This window comes from Bradyrhizobium sp. CER78 (genome assembly GCF_029846235.1).
GTDB lineage: Bacteria > Pseudomonadota > Alphaproteobacteria > Rhizobiales > Xanthobacteraceae > Bradyrhizobium.
The window spans coordinates 263,849-287,042 of sequence record NZ_JARVWP010000007.1 but is presented as its reverse complement, the minus strand read 5'-3'; the positions used below and the strand labels follow the sequence as shown (position 1 = coordinate 287,042).

Annotated in this window: 19 protein-coding genes; 8 read left to right on the top strand and 11 right to left on the bottom strand. The window is 64.6% G+C overall.

What is annotated here, in order from left to right; translation table 11 throughout:
* Positions 1 to 915, bottom strand: a complete 915-nt coding sequence (gene metF, locus QDT69_RS17955) for a methylenetetrahydrofolate reductase [NAD(P)H] (protein WP_279707799.1) — start codon at positions 913 to 915, stop codon at positions 1 to 3.
* 389 nt (positions 916 to 1,304) lie between these two features.
* Between metF and QDT69_RS17950 the strand changes: the two genes are divergently transcribed.
* Positions 1,305 to 2,324 (top strand): LLM class flavin-dependent oxidoreductase, encoded by a 1,020-nt coding sequence (locus QDT69_RS17950; protein ID WP_279707798.1) that lies wholly within the window; start codon positions 1,305 to 1,307, stop codon positions 2,322 to 2,324.
* 90 nt (positions 2,325 to 2,414) lie between these two features.
* Here the strand turns inward: QDT69_RS17950 and QDT69_RS17945 are convergent, their stop codons facing one another.
* Both QDT69_RS17945 and QDT69_RS17940 read right to left on the bottom strand, forming a co-directional pair.
* Positions 2,415 to 3,275 carry a prephenate dehydratase gene (locus tag QDT69_RS17945; RefSeq protein ID WP_279707797.1) on the bottom strand — a complete coding sequence of 287 codons (861 nt, stop codon included), beginning with the start codon at positions 3,273 to 3,275 and terminating at the stop codon, positions 2,415 to 2,417.
* 78 nt (positions 3,276 to 3,353) lie between these two features.
* Positions 3,354 to 4,094, bottom strand: coding sequence for a 3-deoxy-manno-octulosonate cytidylyltransferase (locus QDT69_RS17940; protein WP_279707796.1), 741 nt, complete (start codon positions 4,092 to 4,094; stop codon positions 3,354 to 3,356).
* Positions 4,095 to 4,295: 201 nt separating this feature from the next.
* Between QDT69_RS17940 and QDT69_RS17935 the strand changes: the two genes are divergently transcribed.
* From QDT69_RS17935 to QDT69_RS17910, 6 genes are all read left to right on the top strand, one after another.
* A complete protein-coding gene (locus QDT69_RS17935) occupies positions 4,296 to 4,844 on the top strand; it encodes a cytochrome c family protein (protein WP_279707795.1) in 549 nt (182 codons plus the stop codon).
* 228 nt (positions 4,845 to 5,072) lie between these two features.
* Positions 5,073 to 6,974, top strand: coding sequence for an extracellular solute-binding protein (locus QDT69_RS17930; protein ID WP_279707794.1), 1,902 nt, complete (start codon positions 5,073 to 5,075; stop codon positions 6,972 to 6,974).
* A gap of 17 nt (positions 6,975 to 6,991) precedes the next feature.
* Positions 6,992 to 8,863 carry an extracellular solute-binding protein gene (locus tag QDT69_RS17925; RefSeq protein WP_279707793.1) on the top strand — a complete coding sequence of 624 codons (1,872 nt, stop codon included), beginning with the start codon at positions 6,992 to 6,994 and terminating at the stop codon, positions 8,861 to 8,863.
* Between the two features lie 3 nt (positions 8,864 to 8,866).
* Complete coding sequence (locus QDT69_RS17920) at positions 8,867 to 9,976, top strand: microcin C ABC transporter permease YejB (protein ID WP_279707792.1); 1,110 nt, start codon at positions 8,867 to 8,869, stop codon at positions 9,974 to 9,976.
* Entirely contained in the window at positions 9,976 to 11,160 is a 1,185-nt protein-coding gene (locus QDT69_RS17915) for an ABC transporter permease (RefSeq protein WP_279707791.1), read from the top strand. The genes QDT69_RS17920 and QDT69_RS17915 overlap by 1 nt, the downstream gene beginning before the upstream one ends.
* A gap of 3 nt (positions 11,161 to 11,163) precedes the next feature.
* Positions 11,164 to 12,789: an ABC transporter ATP-binding protein gene (locus QDT69_RS17910; RefSeq protein WP_279707790.1), complete on the top strand. Its 1,626-nt coding sequence runs from the start codon at positions 11,164 to 11,166 to the stop codon at positions 12,787 to 12,789.
* Positions 12,790 to 12,879: 90 nt separating this feature from the next.
* Here QDT69_RS17910 and QDT69_RS17905 read toward each other — a convergent pair whose 3' ends face one another.
* Positions 12,880 to 13,722 carry an NlpC/P60 family protein gene (locus QDT69_RS17905; RefSeq protein ID WP_279707789.1) on the bottom strand — a complete coding sequence of 281 codons (843 nt, stop codon included), beginning with the start codon at positions 13,720 to 13,722 and terminating at the stop codon, positions 12,880 to 12,882.
* On the bottom strand, positions 13,715 to 15,094 hold the full coding sequence (locus tag QDT69_RS17900) for a leucyl aminopeptidase family protein (RefSeq protein WP_279707788.1): 1,380 nt from the start codon (positions 15,092 to 15,094) through the stop codon (positions 13,715 to 13,717). The genes QDT69_RS17905 and QDT69_RS17900 overlap by 8 nt, the downstream gene beginning before the upstream one ends.
* A gap of 208 nt (positions 15,095 to 15,302) precedes the next feature.
* Between QDT69_RS17900 and QDT69_RS17895 the strand changes: the two genes are divergently transcribed.
* Complete coding sequence (locus QDT69_RS17895; protein WP_279707787.1) at positions 15,303 to 16,100, top strand: tetratricopeptide repeat protein; 798 nt, start codon at positions 15,303 to 15,305, stop codon at positions 16,098 to 16,100.
* Positions 16,101 to 16,221: 121 nt separating this feature from the next.
* Here QDT69_RS17895 and QDT69_RS17890 read toward each other — a convergent pair whose 3' ends face one another.
* The 6 genes from QDT69_RS17890 to QDT69_RS17865 are packed head-to-tail and all read right to left on the bottom strand — an operon-like array spanning position 16,222 to position 23,193.
* On the bottom strand, positions 16,222 to 17,196 hold the full coding sequence (locus QDT69_RS17890) for a type II secretion system F family protein (RefSeq protein ID WP_279707786.1): 975 nt from the start codon (positions 17,194 to 17,196) through the stop codon (positions 16,222 to 16,224).
* Positions 17,197 to 17,205: 9 nt separating this feature from the next.
* The gene (locus QDT69_RS17885; protein ID WP_279707785.1) at positions 17,206 to 18,183 is read right to left on the bottom strand and encodes a type II secretion system F family protein; all 978 of its coding nucleotides are present in this window, start codon (positions 18,181 to 18,183) and stop codon (positions 17,206 to 17,208) included.
* Positions 18,184 to 18,194: 11 nt separating this feature from the next.
* On the bottom strand, positions 18,195 to 19,658 hold the full coding sequence (locus QDT69_RS17880; RefSeq protein ID WP_279707784.1) for a CpaF family protein: 1,464 nt from the start codon (positions 19,656 to 19,658) through the stop codon (positions 18,195 to 18,197).
* A 24-nt stretch (positions 19,659 to 19,682) separates the two neighbouring features.
* Entirely contained in the window at positions 19,683 to 20,951 is a 1,269-nt protein-coding gene (locus tag QDT69_RS17875) for an AAA family ATPase (RefSeq protein ID WP_279707783.1), read from the bottom strand.
* Entirely contained in the window at positions 20,948 to 21,700 is a 753-nt protein-coding gene (locus QDT69_RS17870) for a CpaD family pilus assembly protein (protein ID WP_279707782.1), read from the bottom strand. Before QDT69_RS17870 ends, QDT69_RS17875 begins: the two co-directional genes overlap by 4 nt.
* An 8-nt stretch (positions 21,701 to 21,708) precedes the next feature.
* A complete protein-coding gene (locus tag QDT69_RS17865) occupies positions 21,709 to 23,193 on the bottom strand; it encodes a type II and III secretion system protein family protein (RefSeq protein ID WP_279707781.1) in 1,485 nt (494 codons plus the stop codon).
* Between the last annotated feature and the right edge of the window lies 1 nt (position 23,194).

The window sequence follows — 23,194 nt, the reverse complement described above, 5'->3', positions numbered from 1 at the left end:
TCAGGCAGCTTTCTGGGCACCGTTCGGCCGGATGCCGAGCAGATGGCTGATCGCGAACACGAGGTCCGCGCGGTTCATGGTGTAGAAGTGGAAGGTGTCGACGCCGTGCTTGAACAGCTTCTGCACTTGGCCGGCGGCGACGGTTGCCGCCACCAGCTTGCGGGTCTCGGCGTCGTTGTCGAGGCCTTCGAACTTCTCGGCGAGCCAATCGGGCACGCTGGTGCCGGCGCGGGTGACGAAATTGCGCGCCTGCTTGAAATTGTGCATCGGCATGATGCCCGGCACGATCGGAATCTCGATGCCGCGCGCCCGGACCCTGTCGACATAGCGATGGTAGAGGTCGTTGTCGAAGAATACCTGGGTGATCGCGCGCGTCGCACCGGCGTCGACCTTGGCCTTCAGCGTGTCGATGTCGGTGTCGAAGTCGGCGGCTTCCGGATGCTTCTCCGGATAGGCGGACACCGAGATCTCGATGTCGGCGTGGCGCCTCTTGATCCCGGCGACGAGCTCGGCCGAGCTCTGGTAGCCGTCGGGATGGGTGAAGTAGGGCGTGCCGATGCCGCCCGGCGGATCGCCGCGCAGCGCGACGATGTGGCGGACGCCGACCTCATGGTAGCGATCGACGATCTCGTCGATCTCGCTGCGCGAGGCGCTGACACAGGTCAGGTGCGCGGCCGGCAGCAGATCGGTCTCGCGCAGGATGCGGGTGATGGTGGAATGGGTGCGCTCGCGGGTCGAGCCGCCGGCACCGTAGGTCACCGAGACGAAGTTCGGCGTCAGCGGCGCCAGCCGGTTGATGGTCTCCCAGAGATTGCGCTCCATCTCCTCGGTCTTCGGCGGGAAGAATTCGAAGGAGATTTTCGGTGCTTTCGGTGCGCGCTGTCCGTTCGGCACGGAGGAAATGGTCTCGGTCATGATACGCAAGGGCTCCGCAACTGGAGGGTCGACGTCCGGCCTGATATGGAGGCCCTAAGATAGGCGAAACCGGTGGGCCGAAACAGCCCATCGGATATGGGAAATTGCCCATAATTGACGCAGAAGCCAGAAAAATCGACTGCAGGGCATGCATGATGGGCGACGAGCGGCTTGTCGTGAAGATGATTTAATTCATTGTATTATATAGAATAAACTTGAAACTGCAGCGAATGAGGTCGCTGAAATGAATTGTGGGCAGCGTAGCGTGTCAATGAATCGTCTTGTTGCGTCCCAAGTCCTGTTGCTCTCTCCACCAGCTCTCGGGTGCGGGACTGCTCTGCGCAGCCAGGCTCTTTGTCGCCTCCTGACGTCACACTAGGTTGTCGGGCATGATCCCGCTCTCCGTCCTCGACCTGTCCGTCGTCACCACCGGCACCAGGCCCGCCGCCGCACTCCGCAACAGCATCGATTTGGCGCGCCATGTCGATGGTCTCGGCTACGTCCGCTACTGGCTCGCCGAGCACCACAACCTCGCCTCGGTCGCGAGTCCGGCGCCCGATTTGATGATCGGGCAGATCGCGGCGGTGACGCAGCACATCCGCGTCGGCTCGGGCGGCGTGATGCTGCCCAATCATGCGCCGCTCGTGGTCGCCGAGCGCTTCAAGATGCTGGAGGCGCTGTTTCCCGGCCGTATCGACCTTGGCCTCGGCCGCGCGCCCGGCACCGATGGCGCGACCGCTTACGCGTTGCGCAGCCGGCTCGATCGCCGCGAGGGCGATGATTTCCTCGAGCGGCTGCATGAGCTGACCTTGTGGGAGACGCGCGATTTCCCGGCCGGCCATCCCTACAACAATGTCGTGGCGATGCCGGATGATTCGCCGCTGCCCCCGATCTGGCTGCTCGGCTCGAGCGACTATTCCGCCGAGCTTGCGGCGCAGGTTGGGATGGGCTTTGCGTTCGCGCACCATTTCGCCACTCACGATGCAATTGCGGCGATGACGAATTATCGGGCGCATTTCAAGCCGTCGGGCTGGCGCGCGACACCGCAATCGATCCTCGCGGTCGCCGTCGTCACGGCGGAGACCGATGCGGAAGCCGAGCGGCTCGCGATGTCGATGGATCTCAACCGGCTGCGCCGCGACCGCGGCCAGTATCTGCCGCTGCCAAGTGTCGAGGAGGCGGAGGCCTATCCCTACACCGACGCCGAGCGCGCCTCGATCGCACGCAACCGCGCGCGGCTCTTCGTCGGCAGCCCCGCGACCGTGCTGACGAAGCTGCAGCCGCTGATCTCAGCGAGCCAGGCCGACGAGCTGATGGTGATCACCGCGGTTTACGACCATGCGGCGCGCAAGAAGTCCTACAGTCTGCTCGCCGAGGCGTTCGGGCTGGGCAAGCGGGTGGCGGCCTAATGATCGTCGTCGTTCCGGGGCACGCGAAGCGTGAACCCGGAACCTCGAGATTCCGGGTTCGATGCTGCGCATCGTCCCGGAATGACGATTTCAGTCCTGCGTCTCGCTGAAGGTCGCGCGGAACGGGTGGCCGGGATAGACGCCGAGGATGCGGAATTCGCGCGAGAAGAACTTCAATTCCTCCAGCGCAAAGGCGAGTCCGCGGTCGTCGGGATGGCCGTCGACATCGGCGTAGAATTGCGTGGCGAAGAAATTGCCGTCGACCATGTAGCTTTCGAGCTTGGTCATGTTGACGCCGTTGGTGGCGAAGCCGCCGAGCGCCTTGTAGAGCGCGGCCGGCAGATTGCGCACCCGGAAGACAAAGCTGGTGACCAACGGCCCCGAGCCCTGAGCTGCCCACTTGGCCTCGCGCGCCAGCACCACGAAGCGGGTGGTGTTATGGGCCTCGTCCTCGACGTCCTCGGCGAGAATGTCGAGGCCATAGATCTCGGCGGCGAGGCGCGAGGCGATCGCCGCCACGGTCTTGTCGCCGCGTTCGGAGACGTCGCGGGCGCTGCCGGCGGTGTCGCCGGCGACGATCGGCTTGATGCCGAGCTTGCGGATCGTGCGCCGGCACTGGCCGAGCGCCTGGACGTGGCTCTCCACGCTCTTGATGTCGGCGAGCTTGACGCCCTTGATCGCCATCAGCTGGTGGCGGATCGGCAAGAACCATTCGCCGACAATGAACAGGCCTGAGGCGGGCAAGAGATGATGGATGTCGGCGACGCGGCCGGCGACCGAGTTCTCGATCGGGATCATGCCGAGATCGGCCTCGCCCGAGGAGATCGCCGCCAGCGCGTCCTCGAAGGTCGGGCAGGGCATTGGCTCCGCGTCAGGATAGGCCTCGACGATCGCGATGTGGGAATTGGCGCCAGGCTCGCCCTGGAACGCGATTTTCAGCTTCTTGGTCATGCGTGGCCTTTTAGAGCATGATCCGGAAAAGTGGAAACCGGTTTTCCGAAAAGATCATGCTCAACAAAGAGATGCCGCTCAGGCTTTGGAAAGTATCCGCCGGGCGGTTTCGAGGTCGGCCGGGGTGTCGACGCCGCGCGGGACGGTCTCGACGATGGTGACGTCGATCCGCATCCCGGCCTCCAGCGCACGCAACTGCTCGAGCTTCTCCTGCTGCTCCAGCGGCGAGGGCGGCAGCTTCACGAACCGCTCCAGCGCGGCGCGGCGGTAGGCGTAGAGGCCGATATGATGGTAGCGCGGTCCGTCGCCATAAGGCGCGGTGGCGCGGGTGAAATAGAGCGCGCGCAACCGGTTGGCGCCGATCGGAGAGCCGACTGCCTTGACCACGCTGGGGGCCCGATCCTCATCCTCGGTATGAATCTGCGAGGCCAGGGTCGAGATGTCGACGGCAGGATCGTCGAGCGCCGGCATCACGCTGCGGATGGTCTCTGGCGTGATGGTCGGGAAATCGCCCTGCAGATTGACCACGATCTCGGCGCGGCCGTCCGGGTCGAGGGTCATCATCGCTTCATGGACCCGGTCCGAGCCGGACGGATGGTCGGGGCGGGTCATCACTACCTCGCCGCCCGCAGCCTTCACCGCAGTTGCGATCTCGGCCGTGTCGGTCGCGACCGCGACCCGGCCGATCCCGGCCGCCTCGGCCCGCCGCAGCACGTGGACGATCATGGGCAATCCGCCGATGTCGAGCAGCGGCTTGCCGGGGAGGCGCGTAGCGGCCATGCGGGCCGGAATCAGCACCAAGGTACGGGATTGCGTCATTCGTATCGGGGCCCGTCCGGGCTGCGGAAATTGCCGGGGAGGAGGTTGAATTCGGCGCGTTTATACGGGTTGCCAGAGCGCGGGCAAACCGATATCTCAACCCTGCCTGGGGGGAGGCACGAAAGGTCGATTCCCGGGTCTTTCCCCGCGGCCGTATTCCCGGCCTGAAGTCGACATTCAAGGCCCGGAGCCTGACCCAAAATGGACTCCTTCGAACTCAACAAAATCCTCGGTGCGGTTCTCGGCACCTGCATCGTCGTTCTGGTGATGAGCTTTGCTGCCGGATCGGTGTTTTCCGCCAAGATGCCGGAGAAGCCGGGTTTTGAGATCGCGGTGAAGGAAGAGTCCCATGGCGGTGGCGGCGAGGCCGCTACGGCCGCCTCCGAGCCGATCGAGAAGCTGCTGCAGACCGCCTCGGTCGAGAAGGGTGCGGCGGCCGCCAAGAAGTGCCAGGCCTGCCACACCTTCGAGAAGGGCGGCCCCAACCGCGTCGGTCCGAACCTCTACGGCATCGTCGGCGAGAAGAAGGGCGAGGGCCGCGGCTTCAATTTCTCGGCTGCGATGAAGGGCAAGGGCGGCGATTGGTCGTTTGACGACCTCAACAAGTTCCTGACCAACCCGAAGGGCTTCGTCCCCGGCACCGCGATGGGCTTCGCCGGCGTGCCGAAGGACAGCGAGCGCGCCGACATCATCGCGTATCTGAATTCGAACTCGGAGCATCCGGCACCGCTCCCGACCGCTTCGAAGTAACGAATTGCTTCGCAGAAGCATGTGGATGAAACGGCCAGGCAATGCCTGGCCGTTTTCGCATGGGGAACGGTCGCCCTCGTTTGGGGTTGCCGGATTTGCTATCGAGACGTTTCGCCGCAGCGGATCGGTTCCAGACCGGCCATCATTAGGAAAAAGCAACGTAAATCGTCGAACCGTTGCCGTATATTGAGGTCCATCTAGGCGGGGTCAGCAACAGGAATTCCGAATTTGGCTATCACCCGACGACACCTCCTTCAGGGCAGCGCAATGGCGGCAATGGCGCCGGCGCTCGGTTTCGGCCTCGGCACCGGAGCGGTCACTCCGGCATTCGCGGATGACGCTCCGAACGGGCTAAAATGGCGGCACGCCTTGTCGCTGTTCGGCAATGTCAAATACCCGGTCGACTTCAAGCGGTTTGACTACGTCAATCCGGATGCGCCCAAGGGCGGCAGCGTTCGCCAGATTGCGATCGGCACCTTTGATAATTTCAACGTGGTGGTTTCGGGCGTGAAGGGCTCGATCGCGGGTGCGGTCGCGCTGGTCTACGAACCCCTGATGACGCCGTCACTCGACGAAGTATCAACCCAATACGGGGGGCTCGCGGAGGCCGCAAGCTATCCCGACGATTTCTCGTACGTCATCTATCGTCTTCGCCCACAGGCCAAATGGCACGACGGCGCGCCCGTTACCGTGGATGACGTGATCTTCTCGCTTGAGGCGTTCAAGAAACATCATCCGATGTATTCAGCCTACTACAGCCATGTGGTCCGGGCAGAGAAGATCGGTGATCGCGACGTGAAATTCGTGTTCGACATGCCGGGCAACCGGGAACTTCCGCAGATCGTGGGTGAACTGACAATCCTGCCCAAACACTGGTGGGAAAGCACCGATAGCGAAGGCCGCAAGCGTGATGTTTCCGGAACGACGCTCGAGAAGCCGCTTGGGTCGGGCGCCTATCGCGTCAAGGAATTCGTCGCTGGAAGATCGATCGTGCTTGAGCGCGTCAAGGACTATTGGGCGCGCGACCTCGCGATCAATGTTGGGCGCAACAATTTCGACGAGTTGCGCTACGAGTATTTCAGGGATCCGACGGTTGCGATCGAGGCATTCAAGGGCGATCAGATCGACTGGCGCCTGGAGAACAGCGCGAAGGCGTGGGCGACCGCCTATAATTTTCCGGCTGTCACCGACAAGCGCGTGGTGCTGGAGGAGTTTCCGAACCGCAGTTCGGGCGTCATGCAGGCCTTTGTCCCGAATCAGCGCCGTGCCAAATTCAAGGATCCGCGTGTTCGCCGAGCTCTGAACTTCGCGTTCGACTTCGAAGAGGTCAACAAGCTGCTGTTCTTCGGCCAGTACAAGCGCATCATTAGCTATTTCGATGGCGCCGACGAGTTGATGGCGACCGGGCTGCCGCAAGGCAAGGAACTCGCCATCCTTGAAACCATGCGCGATCAGGTGCCGGCCGAGGTTTTCACAACGGCCTACACCAACCCGGTCGGCGGAAACCCCGAGGCTGTCCGCGACAACCTCCGCGAAGCCTCACGCTTGCTCAAGGAGGCAGGCTACGAAGTGCGCGACCGCAAGCTCGTGGATGCCAAGAGTGGAGAGCCGTTCTCGATCGAGTTGCTGAGTGAGGATCCGAATTTCGAACGGATCATGCTGGCTTACAAGCCGGCACTCGAGCGGCTCGGATTTTCGATCACCGTACGCACGATTGATCCGATCCAGTACGAGAACCGGCTTCGCAGCTGGGATTTCGACATCGTCATCGGGTCCTGGGGAGAATCCCTGTCGCCTGGGAACGAACAGCGCGAATACTGGGGATCGAAAGCTGCGGACACAGCCGGATCACGCAATATTGCCGGCATCAAGAACCCGGTGATCGACAAATTGATAGAGCGGGTGGTTTTTGCGACCGATCGCGAAGATCTCGTTGCCGCGACAAAGGCGCTCGACCGCGTGTTGTTGTGGAACCATTACGTCATTCCGCAGTGGAATTATCCGAAGCTGCGCACGGCACGTTGGGATCGCTTCGGCCGTCCGGCAGAATTGCCCAAATACGGCCTCTCAGGATTCCCTGCGATTTGGTGGTTCGACGCCGACAAGGCGGCCAAGCTCAAGCGTTCATAAGATCGAAGGATTCGCGCATGGCGCTATTCTCCCGTCGGCACGCACTCGGTCTCGGCATCGGTGCGTTGAGTGCTGCAGGCTTGCGTGTCGCACCGGCGGCGGCCGACAACGGAACCGAGATGCACGGCATGTCGGTGTTCGGCGACCTGAAATACCCGGCGGAGTTTCAGCAGTTCGACTATGTCAACGTGAAGGCGCCGAAGGGCGGCGCGTTCTCGCTGATCCCGTCGGTACGCGCCTATAATCAATCCTACTTCACCTTTAGCTCGCTCAATGCCTACATCCTGAAGGGCGAGGGCGCGCAGGGCATGGACATGACGTTTGCGACCCTGATGTCGCGCGCCAATGACGAGCCCGACGCGATGTACGGCTTTGCCGCAAAATCGGTGCAGATCTCGCCGGACAAGCTGACCTACCGCTTCACCATGCGTCCCGAAGCGCGCTTCCATGATGGTGTGAGGCTGACCGCACAGGACGTCGCCTTCTCGTTCAATACGCTGAAGGAGAAGGGGCACCCGTTGATCCAGGTGCAGCTGCGCGACTTCGTCAAGGCCGAGGCGCCCGATGACGCGACCGTGGTGGTGACCTTCGCGGCGGGCCGCGCACGCGACGTGCCGCTCTATGTCGCGAGCCTGCCGATCTTCTCCAAGGCCTACTACGCGACGCGATCGTTCGAGGAATCGACGCTCGATGCACCGCTCGGCTCCGGGCCGTACAAGGTCGGCCGCTTCGAGGTCAATCGCTACGTCGAATACGACCGCGTCAAGGATTGGTGGGGTGCCGAGCTGCCGGTCAATCGCGGCAGCTACAATTTCGATACTGTGCGCTACGAATTCTACCGCGACCGCGATGTCGCCTTCGAAGGCTTCACCGGCAAGAACTATCTGTTCCGTGAGGAACTCACCGCGCGGATCTGGGCGACGCGCTACGACTTCGCGGCCGCCAAGGACGGCCGAGTCAGGCGCGAGGTGCTGCCCGACGACACGCCGTCAGGCGCGCAGGGCTGGTTCATGAATATGCGGCGCGAGCAGTTCAAGGATCCGCGCGTGCGCGAGGCATTGATCTATGCCTTTGACTTCGAATGGACCAACAAGACCATCATGTACGACGCCTATGCGCGGACGGTGTCGCCGTTCCAGAATTCGAACCTGATGGCCAGCGGCCCGCCGTCACCGGAAGAGCTCGCGCTGCTCGAGCCGTTCCGGGGCGCTGTGCCCGACGAGGTATTCGGCGCCCCGTTCGTGCCGCCGGTGTCCGACGGTTCGGGCCAGGACCGGACACTGCTCCGCAAGGCCGCGCAACTGCTCAACGACGCGGGCTATGTCGTCAAGGACGGCAAGCGGGTGCTGCCGAACGGCGAAGCCTTCAACATCGAATTCCTGTTCGACGAGCCCTCGCTGCAGCCGCACCATGGGCCCTATCTCAAGAACCTCAACGTGCTCGGCATCAATGCCACGCCTCGTCTGATCGACGCGGTGCAGTACCGCGCCCGGCTGGAAGCTTTCGATTTCGATATGACGATGGAGCGCTTCAACTTCTCGGCGACGCCCGGCGACGGCATACGGGCATTCTTCTCCTCGGATGCGGCCAAGACCAAGGGCTCCTACAACCTCGCTGGCATTTCCAGCCCCGTCATCGACGTGTTGATCGAGAAGATTCTCGGCGCCGAAAGCCGTCAGGCGCTGACTGTCGCGTGCCGTGCGTTCGACCGCGTGTTCCGCGCCGGCCGCTACTGGGTGCCGCAATGGTATTCCAACAAGCATCGGGTCGCCTATTGGGATCAGTACGGCCATCAGGAGAAGCCGGCGAAATACGCGCAGGGCGTCGGTGCGCCGGAGAATTGGTGGTACGATGCGGCCAAGGCCGCAAAGCTCGAGCAGGCGAAGTAGCCGATGAGCGCCTATATCGCCCGACGTATCCTGCTGATGCTGCCGACGCTGCTCGGCATCCTGTTCGTGTCCTTCGTGGTCGTGCAGTTTGCTCCGGGCGGTCCGGTCGAGCGCGTTATCGCGCAGATCAACGGCGCCGATACCGGCGGGACCTCGCGCGTGTCCGGCGGCGGCGGCGATTTCGGTGCGCAGCGTGGTCAGGGCGCGAGCGCCGGCGCGGCCATCAATTCGAAATACCGCGGCGCGCAAGGCCTCGATCCTGACTTCATCAAGAAGCTCGAGGTGCAGTTCGGCTTCGACAAGCCGGCGCCCGAGCGCTTCGCCCTGATGGTCTGGAATTTCGCGCGGTTCGACTTCGGCAACAGCTATTTCCGCAGCGTCAGCGTGATCCAGCTGATCAAGGAAAAGCTGCCGGTCTCGATGTCGCTTGGCATCTGGATGACGCTTCTGACCTATCTGATCTCGATCCCGCTCGGCATCCGCAAGGCGGTGAAGGACGGTTCGCGGTTCGACACCTGGACCTCGGCGGTGATCATCATCGGCTTTGCCATCCCGGGCTTCCTGTTCGCGATCCTCTTGATCGTGCTGTTCGCCGGCGGCTCGTTCCTCAATATCTTCCCGCTGCGCGGCCTGACCTCGGACGGCTGGTCGCAATTCCCCTGGTACTGGAAGATCATCGACTATTTCTGGCATCTGACGTTGCCGCTGGTGTCGATGGCGCTCGGCGCCTTCGCCACCATGACGCTGCTGACCAAGAACTCGTTCCTCGACGAGATCCGCAAGCAATATGTGATGACCGCGCGCGCCAAGGGCTGCAGCGAGCGTCAGGTGCTGTACGGCCACGTGTTCCGCAACGCCATGCTGATCGTGATCGCGGGCTTTCCGGGCGCGTTCATCCACGCATTCTTCTCGGGCTCGCTATTGATCGAAACCATCTTCTCGCTCGACGGGCTCGGCCTGCTCGGCTTCGAAAGCGTGCTGAACCGCGACTATCCGGTGGTGTTCGGGACGCTGTTCATCTTCTCGCTGGTCGGATTGGTGGTCAACCTGCTGTCCGATCTTGCCTATATGTGGATCGATCCGCGGATCGACTTCGAGGCGCGGGAGGTCTGATGACGCTGCTCGCGCCCCAGCCGGTCGAGACTTCGACGCAATCGCCGCTCGGCGAGGCCGTACCTGCCACGCGCCACGGCTTCTCGCCGTCGCCGCTGAACAAGCGGCGCTGGCAGAACTTCAAGGCGAACCGCCGCGGCTACTGGTCGTTCTGGATATTCCTCTTCCTGTTCGTGGCGTCGCTGTTCGCCAATTTCATTGCCAACGACAAGCCGCTGCTCGTCAAATATGACGGCCGCTACTACTGGCCGGTGATTTTCACCTATGCCGAGACCACCTTCGGCGGTGACTTCGAGACCGCGGCCGACTACCGCGATCCATACTTGCAGAAGCAGATCGCCGCCAAAGGCGGCAGCATGATCTGGCCGCCGATCCGTTACTCCTATGACAGCCGCAACCTCGACCCGCCGACGGCGGTGCCGTCGAAGCCGACCTGGCTCTTGACCGAAAAGCAGTGCGCGGACGTGGTGAAGCGGAAGGGGCTGACTGGCTGCCGCGACCTCGAATACAACTGGCTCGGCACCGACGATCAGGGCCGCGACGTCGTCGCGCGGCTGATCTACGGCTTCCGCATTTCGGTGCTGTTCGGCCTGACGCTGACCATCCTGTCCTCGATCATCGGCATCGCCGCCGGCGGTGTGCAGGGCTATTTCGGCGGCTGGACCGATCTCATCTTCCAACGGCTGATCGAAATCTGGACCGCGATCCCCTCGCTTTATTTGCTGCTGATCATCTCGGCGGTGCTGCCGCCGGGCTTCTTCATCCTGCTCGGCATCCTCCTGCTGTTCTCCTGGGTTTCGCTGGTCGGCCTCGTGCGCGCCGAATTCCTGCGTGGCCGCAATTTCGAATACATCCAGGCGGCGCGCGCGCTCGGCGTCTCCAACGGCAAGATCATGTTCCGCCATTTGCTGCCGAACGCGATGGTCGCGACCATGACGTTCCTGCCCTTCATCGTCTCGTCTTCGGTGATGACGCTGACGGCGCTCGACTTCCTTGGCTTCGGCCTGCCACCCGGCTCGCCCTCGCTCGGTGAATTGCTGTCGCAGGGCAAGGCCAATGTGCAGGCGCCGTGGCTCGGCCTCACCGGATTCTTCTCGGTCGCGATCATGCTGTCGCTGCTGATCTTCATCGGCGAAGCCGCGCGCGACGCCTTCGATCCGCGCAAGACGTTCTCGAAGGGCTGACGCATGGACGCGACCAACCAGCCTTTACTCGATGTCCGCGACCTCTCGGTCGCCTTCGGCCGTTCGGTCGCAGTGGACGGCATCTCGTTCTCGATCAAGCGCGGCGAGTGCGTCGCGCTGGTCGGCGAATCCGGTTCGGGAAAATCCGTCAGCGCGCTGTCGGTGTTGAAGCTGCTGCCCTATCCGACGGCTTCGCATCCCTCCGGCGCGATCCGGTTCCGCGGCCGCGATCTCCTGGCCGCGTCCGATCGGGAGATGCGCGAGGTCCGCGGCAACGACATCTCGATCATCTTCCAGGAGCCGATGACCTCGCTCAATCCGCTGCAGACCATCGAGACCCAGATCGGCGAGATCCTGTCGCTGCATCGGGGCATCAGTGGTCCGGCGGCGCGGGCGCGGACGCTGGAATTGCTCGGCCAGGTCGGCATCCCCGAGCCGGAGACGCGGCTGAAGAGCTATCCGCACCAACTGTCCGGCGGCCAGCGCCAGCGCGTGATGATCGCGATGGCGCTCGCCAACGAGCCCGATCTGTTGATTGCCGACGAGCCGACCACGGCGCTCGACGTCACCGTGCAGGCGCAGATCCTGGCACTATTGGCCGAGATCCGCGCGCGGCTCGGCATGAGCTTGCTGTTCATCACCCACGATCTCGGCATCGTTCGCCGCATCGCCGACACCGTCTGCGTGATGAACAACGGCAAGATCGTCGAGCAGGGTCCGGTCGAGCAGGTCTTCACCGCGCCGCAGCACGCCTACACCAAGGCGCTGCTCGCGGCCGAGCCGAAGCCCGATCCGGCGCCGCCGCAGCCGGGCGCGCCGGTCGTGATGTCGGCGGACAATCTCAAGGTCTGGTTTCCGATCAAACGCGGGCTGCTGCGCTCGACCGTCGGTCATATCAAGGCGGTCGATGGTGTCAGCCTCGCGGTGCGCAAGGGCGAGACGCTCGGCGTAGTCGGCGAGTCCGGCTCCGGCAAGACCACGCTCGGGCTCGCGTTGCTCAGGCTGATTTCCTCCGACGGTCCGATCGTGTTCCTCGGCAAGGACATCCAGGGCCTGCGCTTCAAGCAGATGCGGCCGTTCCGCCGCGACATGCAGATCGTGTTCCAGGACCCGTTCGGCTCTCTCAGCCCGCGCATGTCGGTGGCCGACATCATCGCCGAAGGGCTCGAGGTGCATCAGAAGCAGCTGTCGCGCGAGGAGCGCGAGGCGCGGGTGATCAAGGCATTGAAGGACGTCGGTCTCGATCCCGACTGGCGCTTCCGCTATCCGCACGAATTTTCCGGCGGCCAGCGCCAGCGCATCTCGATCGCGCGCGCCGTCGTGCTGGAGCCGAATTTCGTGGTGCTGGACGAGCCGACCTCAGCGCTCGACATGCTGCTGCAGGCCCAGATGGTCGACCTGTTGCGCGATTTGCAGCGCAAGCGCGAACTGACCTACATGTTCATCTCGCACGATCTGCGCGTGGTCGCCTCGCTGGCGAGCCATCTGATCGTGATGAAGTCCGGCAAGGTCGAGGAGGAGGGGCCGGCCTCCGAGCTGTTCAAGAATCCGAAGAGCGACTACACCCGCGCACTGTTCGCCGCCGCGTTCCGCATCGAAGCCGCCGGCGACGGGACGGTGGCGACCTGACTGTCGTTCCGGGGCAACGCGCAGCGTTGAATCCGGAACCTCGAGATTCCGGGTTCGATGCTTCGCATCGCCCCGGAATGACGGAAGCGGCTATAGCCGCTTGATCGCCAGCACCTCGCTGCCGGCGGCCTTGATCCGCGCAATCGCGGCCTCCGTGTTCTCCACCACCGTCGCCATGTGATGCGCGTTGGCGTGAACGATCGTCGTCGCATCGCGCACAATCGCGACATGGCCCTTCCAGAAGATCAGGTCGCCGCGCTGCAGATGCTTGGATTCCGCAGCCGTCAATTCGCGGCCGAGCCCTTCCTGCTGCATGTCGCTGTCGCGCGGGCAGCCGGTGCCGGCGGCCGTCAGCGCGATCTGCACCAGGCCGGAGCAGTCGATGCCGAGGCCCGACTTGCCGCCCCACAGATAAGGCGTGCTGACGAATTGCTCGGCGATCCCTGCGAAGTCCTGCGCCATCGCGTCGAGCGGCGCAAGGTGCTGACGCGGCAGGTGCCAGCCGTCGCGGGTCACCGCGAAGGCGCCGTCCTCGCGAATGATGGCGAGCTTGCTCCCCAGCGCCAGCGCCTCGACCGGCGGCAGCTTGATCGACGGCCCGGGAAACGCCAGCGTGCGCAGCACCGTCACCTTGTGCGTGGGCGCGGCGCCGGGCTTGGTCAGCGCGGCCTCGGGAATCCAGCCGACGTAGCCATCATCGGCGAGCTGACCCCAGGCCCAGCCTTCGCCGTTGCGGTCGTAGATCGTGACGCGCTCGCCGCGCAGCGCCTGCGTCATCTGTTCGGCATCGGCGGCCGGCGCCTGCCGCAGCGGGGCGATGGCGTCAACGACCTCGAAGGTCTCGCCTTCGACGAAGCGTGCAGCCCTGACCTTGCCCTCGAGATATTTCGCGGCGACGTCGACGCGGGCGGGAGTAAGGCGGGGATCATCCATAGCGCTGGCTCAGCAATTTATAGATCGCGCGCGCGGCCTGGCACTCGCCGCCTTCGGGGCGGCCGGGCTTTGCTGATGGCGTCCAGCCGTAGATGTCGACATGCAGCCAGCTCCTGGCGTGCTCGACGAAGCGCTGCAGGAACAGCGCGCAGGTGATCGAGCCCGCAAAACCGCCTGACGGCGCGTTGGTGATGTCGGCGGTCTTGGAGTCGAGCCAGGCATCGTAGGCCGGCCATAGCGGCATCCGCCACAGCGGGTCGTTCTCTCGCCTTGCACAATCTGCGACGTCGCCGGCGAGCGCCTCGTCATTGGTGTAGAACGGCGGCAGATCCGGGCCCAGCGCCACCCGCGCCGCGCCCGTCAGCGTGCCGAGATCGACCAGGAGATCCGGCGTCTCCTCGTCGGCCAGCGCCAGCGCGTCGGCGAGCACCAGCCGTCCTTCAGCGTCGGTGTTACCGATCTCGACGGTGATGCCCTTGCGCGACTTGAAGATGTCGAGCGGGCGGAACGCGTTGCCGGCAACCGCGTTCTCGACCGCCGGGATCAGCACGCGCAGCCGCACCTTCAGCTTCGCGTCCATCACCATCTGCGCCAGCGCCAGCACGTTGGCGGCGCCACCCATGTCCTTCTTCATGATCAGCATGCCGCTCGACGGCTTGAGGTCGAGCCCGCCGGTGTCGAAGCAGACGCCCTTGCCGACCAGCGTCACCTTTGGATGGGCCGGATCGCCCCAGCTCAGATCGATCAGCCGCGGTGCGCGCGTCGATGCCATGCCGACGGCGTGGATCAGCGGGAAGTTCTGCGCGAGCTCGTCGCCATCGATGCAATTGAAGGCGGCGCCGAACCGGCTTGCGAGATCGCGTGCCACCTCGGCGAGCTCGGCCGGGCCCATGTCGTTGGACGGCGTGTTGATGAGGTCGCGCGCCAGCGCCGCGGCATCCGCAATCCGCGCGATCTCGGCGGCATCGACGCCATCGGGCGGCACCAGGCGAACCTCGGGGGCCTTGTTCTTGCGATAGCGGCCGAAGCGGTAGCAGCCGAGCGCGAAGGCGAGCGCGGCAAGCCGTGTGTCATGCGGCGCATTGGCGAAGCGGTAGACGCCCGGCGGCAGCAGGCCGGGCAGGGCGCCGGGCCGGAACGGATCGCGCACTTTGTGATCGGAATCCTCGAGGCCGAACAGCACCTGCGCGATGCCGCCGTCAGCCGCCGGCAAGGCAAGGGATTTGCCGGGCTTGGCCTCAAAGCCGTTGGCCTCGGCGAACAGGCGGGCCGACACCGGCAATTCGCTGCGGATCGCATCCCATGTCGCCCTGGTAACGAAGGTGATCGGCGTGACGGCGGTGGTGGGTGCGGTCTCGAACACGGATGGCATGCGGCTCTCGGCTGTTCTGGCGTCGTTGGTTGGCTACTACACGCCTTTCATGGCGGATGGTAGCGCGCCCACGGTTGACGTGACCTGCGGCACTGGAACCGGGTGCGCCGATCCCTGACCGTGCCAGTTAACCAGACGTTAGGGTTAACAGTCTATTGCTGGCACGCTCAGTTGGATCCATTCGCCCGATTTCGTGAGTCACAGTGCCATGCGTCGACAGTCCAATTTGACCCGGCATCTCGCTTCCGCAGCCCTCGTGGCGCTTTTGGCCGCGGGGCTTGGCGGTTGCCAGACCATGTCCGACGTGATCGGATCGACCGCGTCGCGGCCGGATCCCACGCCTGACGATCCGCGTCGCGGCGTCGAGCTCTATGGCGAGCGCTATCGCAAGAACCCCAAGGATGTCGACGCGGCGATCGCCTACGGCCAGGCGTTGCGCATGACTGGACAGCGTTCGCAGGCCTGCGCCGTGCTGGAGCAGGCCACGCTCGCCAGCCCCGGCAGCAAGCCGCTGCTCGCCGCCTATGGCCGTGCGCTGGCCGACAACGGCAATTCGCAGGCCGCATTCGACGTGTTGAGCCGCGCGCACAGTCCGGACAATCCGGACTGGCGGATCCTGTCGGTGCAGGGCACCACGCTCGACAAGTTGAACCGGCACGAGGAAGCGCGGCGCTATTACGCCAGCGCGCTTCGACTGGCTCCGGACGAGCCGTCGGTGCTCTCCAATCTCGGCCTGTCCTACATGCTGACCAAGGAATTGCCGAAGGCGGAAGAGACGCTGCGCCAGGCCTATGCCAGCGCCCGCGCCGATACCCGCATCCGGCAGAACCTGGCTCTGGTGGTCGGCCTGCAGGGCCGCTTCGCCGAGGCTGAAACCATCGTCAAGGCCGACCTGCCGGCGGAAGAGGCGGCGGCCAACGTCGCCTATCTCCGCGACATGCTAAACCGCAAGGATGGGCCGCGGACCGCATCGCGCGCCGCACCTGTCGTCGCCAAGGACGACTAGCTGCTCCACTCCTATTGCGTTTGATAGCGAAGCTCGCAAGCTAGCGAAGCATCGTACTTATGTGCCCACAAAAGAAAACGCCCGGCATTGCCGGGTGTGTTCGCAGCCGCTGCTGCGCAGCTCAGTGCATCGCGGCGATCTTGATGTAGGACGGCCCGAGGATCACGATGAACAGGCAGGGCAGGAAGAACAGGATCATCGGCACGGTCAACTTGGGCGGCAGCGCCGCGGCCTTCTTCTCGGCCTCGTTCATGCGCATGTCGCGGTTTTCCTGCGCCATCACGCGCAGGCTCTGGCCGAGCGGCGTGCCGTAGCGTTCGGATTGCTGCAAGGCCATGCAGACCGACTTCACGCCTTCGAGGCCGGTGCGGCGCGCCAGGTTCTCGTAGGCGGACTTGCGGTCCTGCAGGTAAGACAATTCCGCGGTCGTCAGCGCGAACTCCTCCGACAGCGCGATCGACTGTCCAACGATCTCGTTGGCGACCTTGCGGAACGCGACTTCGACCGACATGCCCGACTCGATGCAGATCAGCAGCAGATCGAGCGAATCCGGGAAAGCGCGCTTGATCTGGAGCTGGCGCTTGGAGATCGCATTCTTCAGGAACAGCATCGGCGCCTGCAGGCCGGCATAGGCCGCGCCGACGCAAATGCCGATCTTGAGCGTCAGCGACCAGGTCGCGCCGGCGATGAAGAACGTGTAGATGATTGCGGCGATCAGCATCAGAACCGGCGTGACCGCCCGTGCTGCCAGGAAGTAGACATACGGCGCATGGCCGCGATAGCCGGCCATCACGAGCTTCTCGATTGCCGCTTCCTGAGCCAGCCATTTGGTGAGGTTCAGGTCGTCCACCATCTTGGAGACGGCCTGCCTCGGCGTCTGGCGCAGCGTCACCTTTTCCGACTTGGCCAGGCGTTCGCGTTCGCGCTGCCGGAGGCGTTCGCGCTCGCTGGCGACGGCCTTCATGCGCTTGTTGAGGTCGCCGCCGGCGAGCAGCGGCATCACCAGCGTGTAGACCGTCGCGCTTGCCGCGAAGAAGGCAAGCAGCATGGTCATGAACCTGACGTCGTGAAGCTTGGCGATCAGAATATCAATCATGCTGCACCGTCAGAAATCGAAGTTGATCATCTTCTTCATCACCAGCACGCCGCACGTCATCCAGAGCGCGCAGCCAACCAGCATCAGCTGGCCCATCGGCTCCGTCCACAGCAGGGCGATGTAGTCCGGCGTCGTGAGGAACACGAGGATCATCACGATCGGCGGCAGCGAGCCGATGATGGCGGCGGAGGCCTTGGCTTCCATCGACATCGCCTGGATCTTCTCGGCCATCTTCTTGCGGTCGCGCAGCACCCGCGACAAATTGCCGAGCGCTTCCGACAGATTGCCGCCGGACTTCTGCTGGATCGCGATCACGATGCCGAAGAAATTCGCCTCCGGCAGCGGCATGCGCTCGTAGAGCCGGGCGCAGGCCTCGCCGAGCGGCATGCCGATCGCCTGGGTCTCGATGATCGCGAGGAACTCGCTGCGCAGCGGCTCGGGCGCGTCGTTGACGACCGCCTTGAGCGATTCGAACAGCGGCAGGCCGGCCTTGATGCCGCGCACGATGACGTCGACGGCGTCGGGCAGCGCCTTCAGGAATGCCTTCTCCCGCCGCTTCTTCAAGAAGCCAAGCAGCCAGCGCGGTGCGCCGAGACCCATGGCGAAGCCGATGCCGGCCGCACCGAGCAGTCCTCCGCCGACCATGAATGCCACGCCGAACCCGAACAGGCCGAGGGCGCCGGAGATCATCCAGAATTTCTGCTCGGACCACTCCAGTCCGGCCTGCGAGATGCGGACGCCGAGCGGGACCTTCTTGTCCTTCTGCCGCCGTGCCTCGAGCTCCTTCAGCGATCCCTCGACCTGCTCGCGGCGGGAGCGCTGCGTGCGCTCACTGCCGCGCGTCGTCGACTGTTCGCTGCGCGCCACCGATGCGCGGCGCGACTCGGCCTTCTTCTCCCCCGAAAGGTACGGGTACAGGAAGACCCAGGCGATGCCGCCCACGGTGGTGGCGGCGAGGAAGGCCAGAGCGAGCGTTTGCGTCTGCATCCTGCGCTCCCCTAGACCGGCGCCGGCGAGTCGGAGGCATCAAGCGCCGCCGCAAGCCGCTTCTCTTCATTGTAGTAGCGAGCCCGCTCCCAGAAGCGCGGCCGGCCGATGCCGGTCGAGCGGTGCTTGCCGATGATCTTGCCGTTGGCGTCCTCCCCGACCACGTCGTAGAGGAAGATGTCCTGGGTGATGATGGTGTCGCCTTCCATGCCCATCACCTCGGTGATGTGGGTGATGCGGCGCGAACCGTCGCGCAGGCGCGCGGCCTGCACGATGATGTCGACCGAGGCGCAGATCATCTCGCGAATGGTGCGTGAGGGAAGCGAGAAGCCGCCCATGGTGATCATGGATTCGCAGCGCGACAGCGCTTCGCGGGGATTGTTGGCGTGCAGCGTGCCCATCGAGCCGTCGTGGCCGGTGTTCATCGCCTGCAACAGGTCGAACGCCTCGGGTCCGCGGACTTCGCCGACGATGATGCGCTCGGGGCGCATACGCAGGCAGTTGCGGACCAGCTCGCGCATCGTGACCTGGCCCTCGCCTTCGATGTTCGGCGGCCGGGTTTCCAGCCGCACCACATGCGGCTGCTGCAGCTGAAGTTCGGCGGCGTCTTCGCAGGTGATGATGCGTTCGTCGTGCTCGATATAGTTGGTCAGGCAGTTCAGCAGCGTGGTCTTGCCCGAGCCGGTACCGCCCGAGATGATCACGTTGCAGCGGACCCGGCCGATGATCTGCAGGATGGTCGCCCCTTCCGGCGTGATCGCGCCGAACTTGACGAGCTGCTCCAGCGTCAGCTTGTCCTTCTTGAATTTGCGGATGGTGAGCGCGGGCCCGTCGATCGCCAGTGGCGGCACGATGGCGTTGACGCGCGAGCCGTCGGCGAGGCGGGCGTCGCAGATCGGCGAGGATTCGTCGACGCGCCGGCCGACCTGGCTGACGATGCGCTGGCAGATGTTGAGAAGCTGCTGGTTGTCGCGAAAACGGATGCCGGTGCGCTGGATCTTGCCGGCGACTTCGATGAACACGGTGCCCGCGCCGTTGACCATGATGTCGGCGATGTCGTCGCGCGACAGCAGGGGTTCGAGCGGTCCGTAACCGAGCACGTCGTTGCAGATGTCGTCGAGCAGCTCTTCCTGCTCGGCGATCGACATCACGATGTTCTTGATCGCGATGATCTCGTTGACGATGTCGCGGATTTCCTCGCGCGCCGACTCACTGTCCAGCTTGGCGAGCTGGGCAAGGTCGATCGCCTCGATCAGGGCGCCGAAGATCGTGGCCTTGACCTGATAGTAATTGTCCGAGCGGCGGGCTTCGACGGCGGGAGCGGGCGGCGGCTTGGCCGGGGCCAGCGGAGGCGACGATATCGTCGGGGCGGCGGACTCGCGCGCCATCGGCGACGAGCCGGCAGGCTCCGGCGTCTGAAAAGCGGGCTTGGGTGCCCGCAAATCCCCATCGTTTCCGCTACGCTTACCAAACACGACGTCTTGACTCCACGCGGACCGCTATTTGGACCGCAGCTTTTCGAGCAGGGGCGACAGGAAGGACCCCCTCGGCTTCTTGGTTTCGCCGCGGCCTGTCAGCCGCTGCGCCATCTGCAGAAACATCTCGACTGCGCGGTGATTGGCGGAGATCTCCGCGATCATCTGGCCGTTGTTGGCGGCCGAACCGAAGATCTGCGGATCGAACGGGATGGCGGCGATCGGCTGGCTTTCGATCGCCTTGGCGAATTCGCCGGCCGCGATCTCCGGACGCTTTGGCACACCGACCTGGTTCAGGCAGTACAACGGTGCGCGGTCGTTCGGCCGTGACGCCTTCAACAGGTCGAACATGTTCTTGGCGTTGCGCAGATTGGCGAGGTCGGGCGCCGCCACGATCAGGATGTCGTCGGCCGCGATCAGCGCCCGCTTTGTCCAGCCGGACCATTGATGCGGCACGTCGAGCACGATGCAGGGCATCGTGGTGCGCAGCGTATCGAAGATCGCATCGAACGCTTCGGCGCCGAAATCGTAGACCTTGTCGAGCGTGGCTGGCGCCGCCAGCAGGCTAAGATGGTCGGTGCATTTCGACAGCAGGCGGTCGACGAAAGCAGTATCGATGCGGTCCGGCGAGAACACGGCATCGGCGATGCCCTGCGCTGGATCCTGGTTGTAGTTGAGGCCGGCGGTGCCGAACGCAAGGTCGAGATCGGCGACCACGGAATCCAGCGCCAGATCGCGGGCGATCGCCCAGGCGACATTGTGCGCGATCGTCGAGGCGCCGACGCCGCCCTTGGCGCCGACGATGGCGACGACGCGGCCGACAGCCTTGGCTTCCGGCGCCGAGAACAGGTTGCAGACCGCGCGCACCACGTCGATCGCATGCGCCGGTGCGATCACGTAGTCGCTGACGCCGCGGCGCACCAGCTCGCGGTACAGCGTGACGTCGTTGACACGGCCGATCACGACAACCCTTGTGCCGGCGTCGCATACCGTGGCGAGCTGGTCGAGGCCGGCCAGAATGTCGCTGCGGCCCTCGGTCTCGAGGATGATGACGTTGGGCGTTGGCGCCGAGCGATAGGCCTCGATGGCGGCCGCCATGCCGCCCATCTGGATCTTGAGGTGAGCCTTGGCCAGCCGGCGATCCTCGCCCGCCGACTGCACGGCGGCGGCGGTCTCGACCGTCTCGCAGAACGCCTGAACCGAAACCCGTGGCGCCGGAGCAATATGGTCGTCCACGGCCTGCGGCGGGGCGTCCGTCTGCTCTTCGGAGTTTTGCTGCGCGTAGGTGATCATTTTCCTGTGTCGCTTAGCTTGGCCCTGTCGGCCTCGGGATAGGTCGTGGCGGTGGTGTTGCCCTTGCGATACTTGTCGAAGGCGATGTTGCGGCGCGACGTGTAGGCAGGGGTCTCCGCGCGCGGCTGAACGAGGTCAGTCGGGTCTTCGACCATGGCGGCAAGGTTGCGCTGATTGGCGCAGCCGAAATTGTAGTACTGCTTGTTCTGGATGTAGGACCCGTTGTGCATCGACGGGCCGAGATCCTCCGGCCAGAGGCCGCACGGCCCGGCCTCCGCTTTCATCTTGGGATAGTTCACGCGGATCGCCGGCATCAGGCGCGGATTCTCGGGATGGTACTTGCGAACGAGGATCCCGCGCGGCGGCACGCCGGCCGCGGCGAAGGTCGCCTGGATCTCGCGCAACGATTCCTGCGCGGGCCGGGCGTTCGGCGTGTCGACGGGAACGTCGATGGTGACGGCGCCGGTGCCTTCGCGCATCCAGTCCTGCGCCATTCCCATCACCTCGGCACGCTGCTCCGCGGTCAGGCCGCCGCGGCTGCGGCCGACGAAGACCACGATCGAGCGGTCGCCTTCGGTGACGGCGATCGGGTGACGCAGGCGATAGTCGGCCGGTGAATCCACCATCGCGAAACTGTTGTCGGCGGCGTGCTGGCAGGCGCCGAGCGTCATGGCAAGGCCGACGAGCGCTCCGGCGAGACTGACGGTGCGCTTGTGATCGGCGGATGGTCTGGGTGTGGTCTGTGTCATCGTCCGCCTCAGTCGGTAATGAAGCCGTAGGTGCCGCGGTAATTCCGCGCCGGCTCGGTGCGGCCAGGCACGCCGTAGATTCGATTGAGGCTGCCCAGCAGGTCGGCCTGCGGATCGGATGCGTTGGCGAAGCCGTCATCTGGACGCGACAGGTCCTTCTGGGCCACCGCGCGAACGACATAGGGCGTTACCAGGACCATCAGTTCGGTCTGGTTGTTGACGAAGTCGCGGCTGCGGAACAGCGTGCCGAGCACCGGCAGCGACGCCAGCCCCGGAAGGCCGTTGATCGCCTGCTTGGTCTGGTCCTGGATCAGGCCGGCCATGGCCATCGAGCCGCCCGAGGGAATCTCCAGCGTGGTCTCGGCGCGGCGGGTCTTGATCGAGGGGATCGTCGTTCCACCCGCGCCGCCCGTCAGTGCATTCTCGGTCGAGACTTCCGACACTTCGGTCATCACGCGCAGGCTGATCCGTCCTTCGGTCAGCACCACCGGGGTGAAGTTGAGCGAAATGCCGAATTTCTTGAAGCTGACGGTCTGGACGCAATTCCCGATCGTGCCGGTCGACGAGGTCTGACAGGTCACGCCGGTCGGAATTGGAAACTCGCCGCCCGAGATGAAGGTTGCCGATTCGCCTGAAATCGCGGTCAGGTTCGGTTCGGCGAGCGTCCGTACCACGCCGGCGCTCTCCATGGCGCGCAGCGTCGCCGTCACCGACGATCCGAACGCGGTGGTGAGATTGTTGCCGGACACCAGTGGCCCGCTGTTCGCCGTGAACGGATTGCTGTTGGCGAATTTCACCACGGTCGTGCCGTAGTTGAGGTTCGCGGTGAGGTCGATGCCGAGCTGCTTGATCAGGCTGCGCGAGACTTCGGCAACCGTGACTTTCAGCATTACCTGGTCGCGGCCGCGAACCGCGATCGAGTTCACGACCTTGTCGGGGCCGCCGACCAGCCGGGTGGCGATCTCGCCGGCCTGCTGCGCATCGATCGGGCTCGCCGCGCTGCCGGTCAGCATCACGCCGTCGCCGACGCCCTCGATCTGGATATCGGAATTCGGCAGCGCCGCGCGCAGCGCTTGACGGACGCCGTTGAGGTCGCGCTTGACGGCGATGTCATAGGCCGCGATCTGCTGTCCGGTGGCGTCGAAGAACACGATGTTGGTCTGGCCGACCGTCGCGCCGATGATGTAGGCGCGCTGCGCCGAGCGGACCACGGCGTTGGCGATCTTCGGATCGGCCACCAGCACGTCCTTGATGTCCCTGGGCAGGTCGATCACGATCGATTTGCCGACGCCGAGCGAGAGGAAACGGGCATTCATCTGGCCGCCGTCGGCCGATGCGGCAGGGGCAGGCGCGGCACGATAATCACTCGCCACCACCGGCGTCAGCGCCGGGTTGAGCGAGAGCGCCGCGACGGCCGAGAACGACAATGCGCGGACCATGAAGGCCCGCATTGTCCGTTGAGTTGCCCCGCCCTTCATCACGTGTGTCCTCATG

What these genes read in the sequence shown, in the direction of transcription:
- metF (WP_279707799.1), bottom strand. Translation starts at nt 915, where the DNA reads ATGACCGAGACCATTTCCTCCGTGCCGAACGGACAGCGCGCACCGAAA.
- QDT69_RS17940 (WP_279707796.1), bottom strand. Translation starts at nt 4,094, where the DNA reads ATGACGCAATCCCGTACCTTGGTGCTGATTCCGGCCCGCATGGCCGCT.
- QDT69_RS17935 (WP_279707795.1), top strand. Translation starts at nt 4,296, where the DNA reads ATGGACTCCTTCGAACTCAACAAAATCCTCGGTGCGGTTCTCGGCACC.
- QDT69_RS17875 (WP_279707783.1), bottom strand. Translation starts at nt 20,951, where the DNA reads ATGATCACCTACGCGCAGCAAAACTCCGAAGAGCAGACGGACGCCCCG.
- QDT69_RS17870 (WP_279707782.1), bottom strand. Translation starts at nt 21,700, where the DNA reads ATGACACAGACCACACCCAGACCATCCGCCGATCACAAGCGCACCGTC.
- QDT69_RS17865 (WP_279707781.1), bottom strand. Translation starts at nt 23,193, where the DNA reads ATGAGGACACACGTGATGAAGGGCGGGGCAACTCAACGGACAATGCGG.
- QDT69_RS17900 (WP_279707788.1), bottom strand. Translation starts at nt 15,094, where the DNA reads ATGCCATCCGTGTTCGAGACCGCACCCACCACCGCCGTCACGCCGATC.
- QDT69_RS17920 (WP_279707792.1), top strand. Translation starts at nt 8,867, where the DNA reads ATGAGCGCCTATATCGCCCGACGTATCCTGCTGATGCTGCCGACGCTG.
- QDT69_RS17885 (WP_279707785.1), bottom strand. Translation starts at nt 18,183, where the DNA reads ATGCAGACGCAAACGCTCGCTCTGGCCTTCCTCGCCGCCACCACCGTG.
- QDT69_RS17950 (WP_279707798.1), top strand. Translation starts at nt 1,305, where the DNA reads ATGATCCCGCTCTCCGTCCTCGACCTGTCCGTCGTCACCACCGGCACC.
- QDT69_RS17925 (WP_279707793.1), top strand. Translation starts at nt 6,992, where the DNA reads ATGGCGCTATTCTCCCGTCGGCACGCACTCGGTCTCGGCATCGGTGCG.
- QDT69_RS17905 (WP_279707789.1), bottom strand. Translation starts at nt 13,722, where the DNA reads ATGGATGATCCCCGCCTTACTCCCGCCCGCGTCGACGTCGCCGCGAAA.
- QDT69_RS17945 (WP_279707797.1), bottom strand. Translation starts at nt 3,275, where the DNA reads ATGACCAAGAAGCTGAAAATCGCGTTCCAGGGCGAGCCTGGCGCCAAT.
- QDT69_RS17910 (WP_279707790.1), top strand. Translation starts at nt 11,164, where the DNA reads ATGGACGCGACCAACCAGCCTTTACTCGATGTCCGCGACCTCTCGGTC.
- QDT69_RS17890 (WP_279707786.1), bottom strand. Translation starts at nt 17,196, where the DNA reads ATGATTGATATTCTGATCGCCAAGCTTCACGACGTCAGGTTCATGACC.
- QDT69_RS17915 (WP_279707791.1), top strand. Translation starts at nt 9,976, where the DNA reads ATGACGCTGCTCGCGCCCCAGCCGGTCGAGACTTCGACGCAATCGCCG.
- QDT69_RS17895 (WP_279707787.1), top strand. Translation starts at nt 15,303, where the DNA reads ATGCGTCGACAGTCCAATTTGACCCGGCATCTCGCTTCCGCAGCCCTC.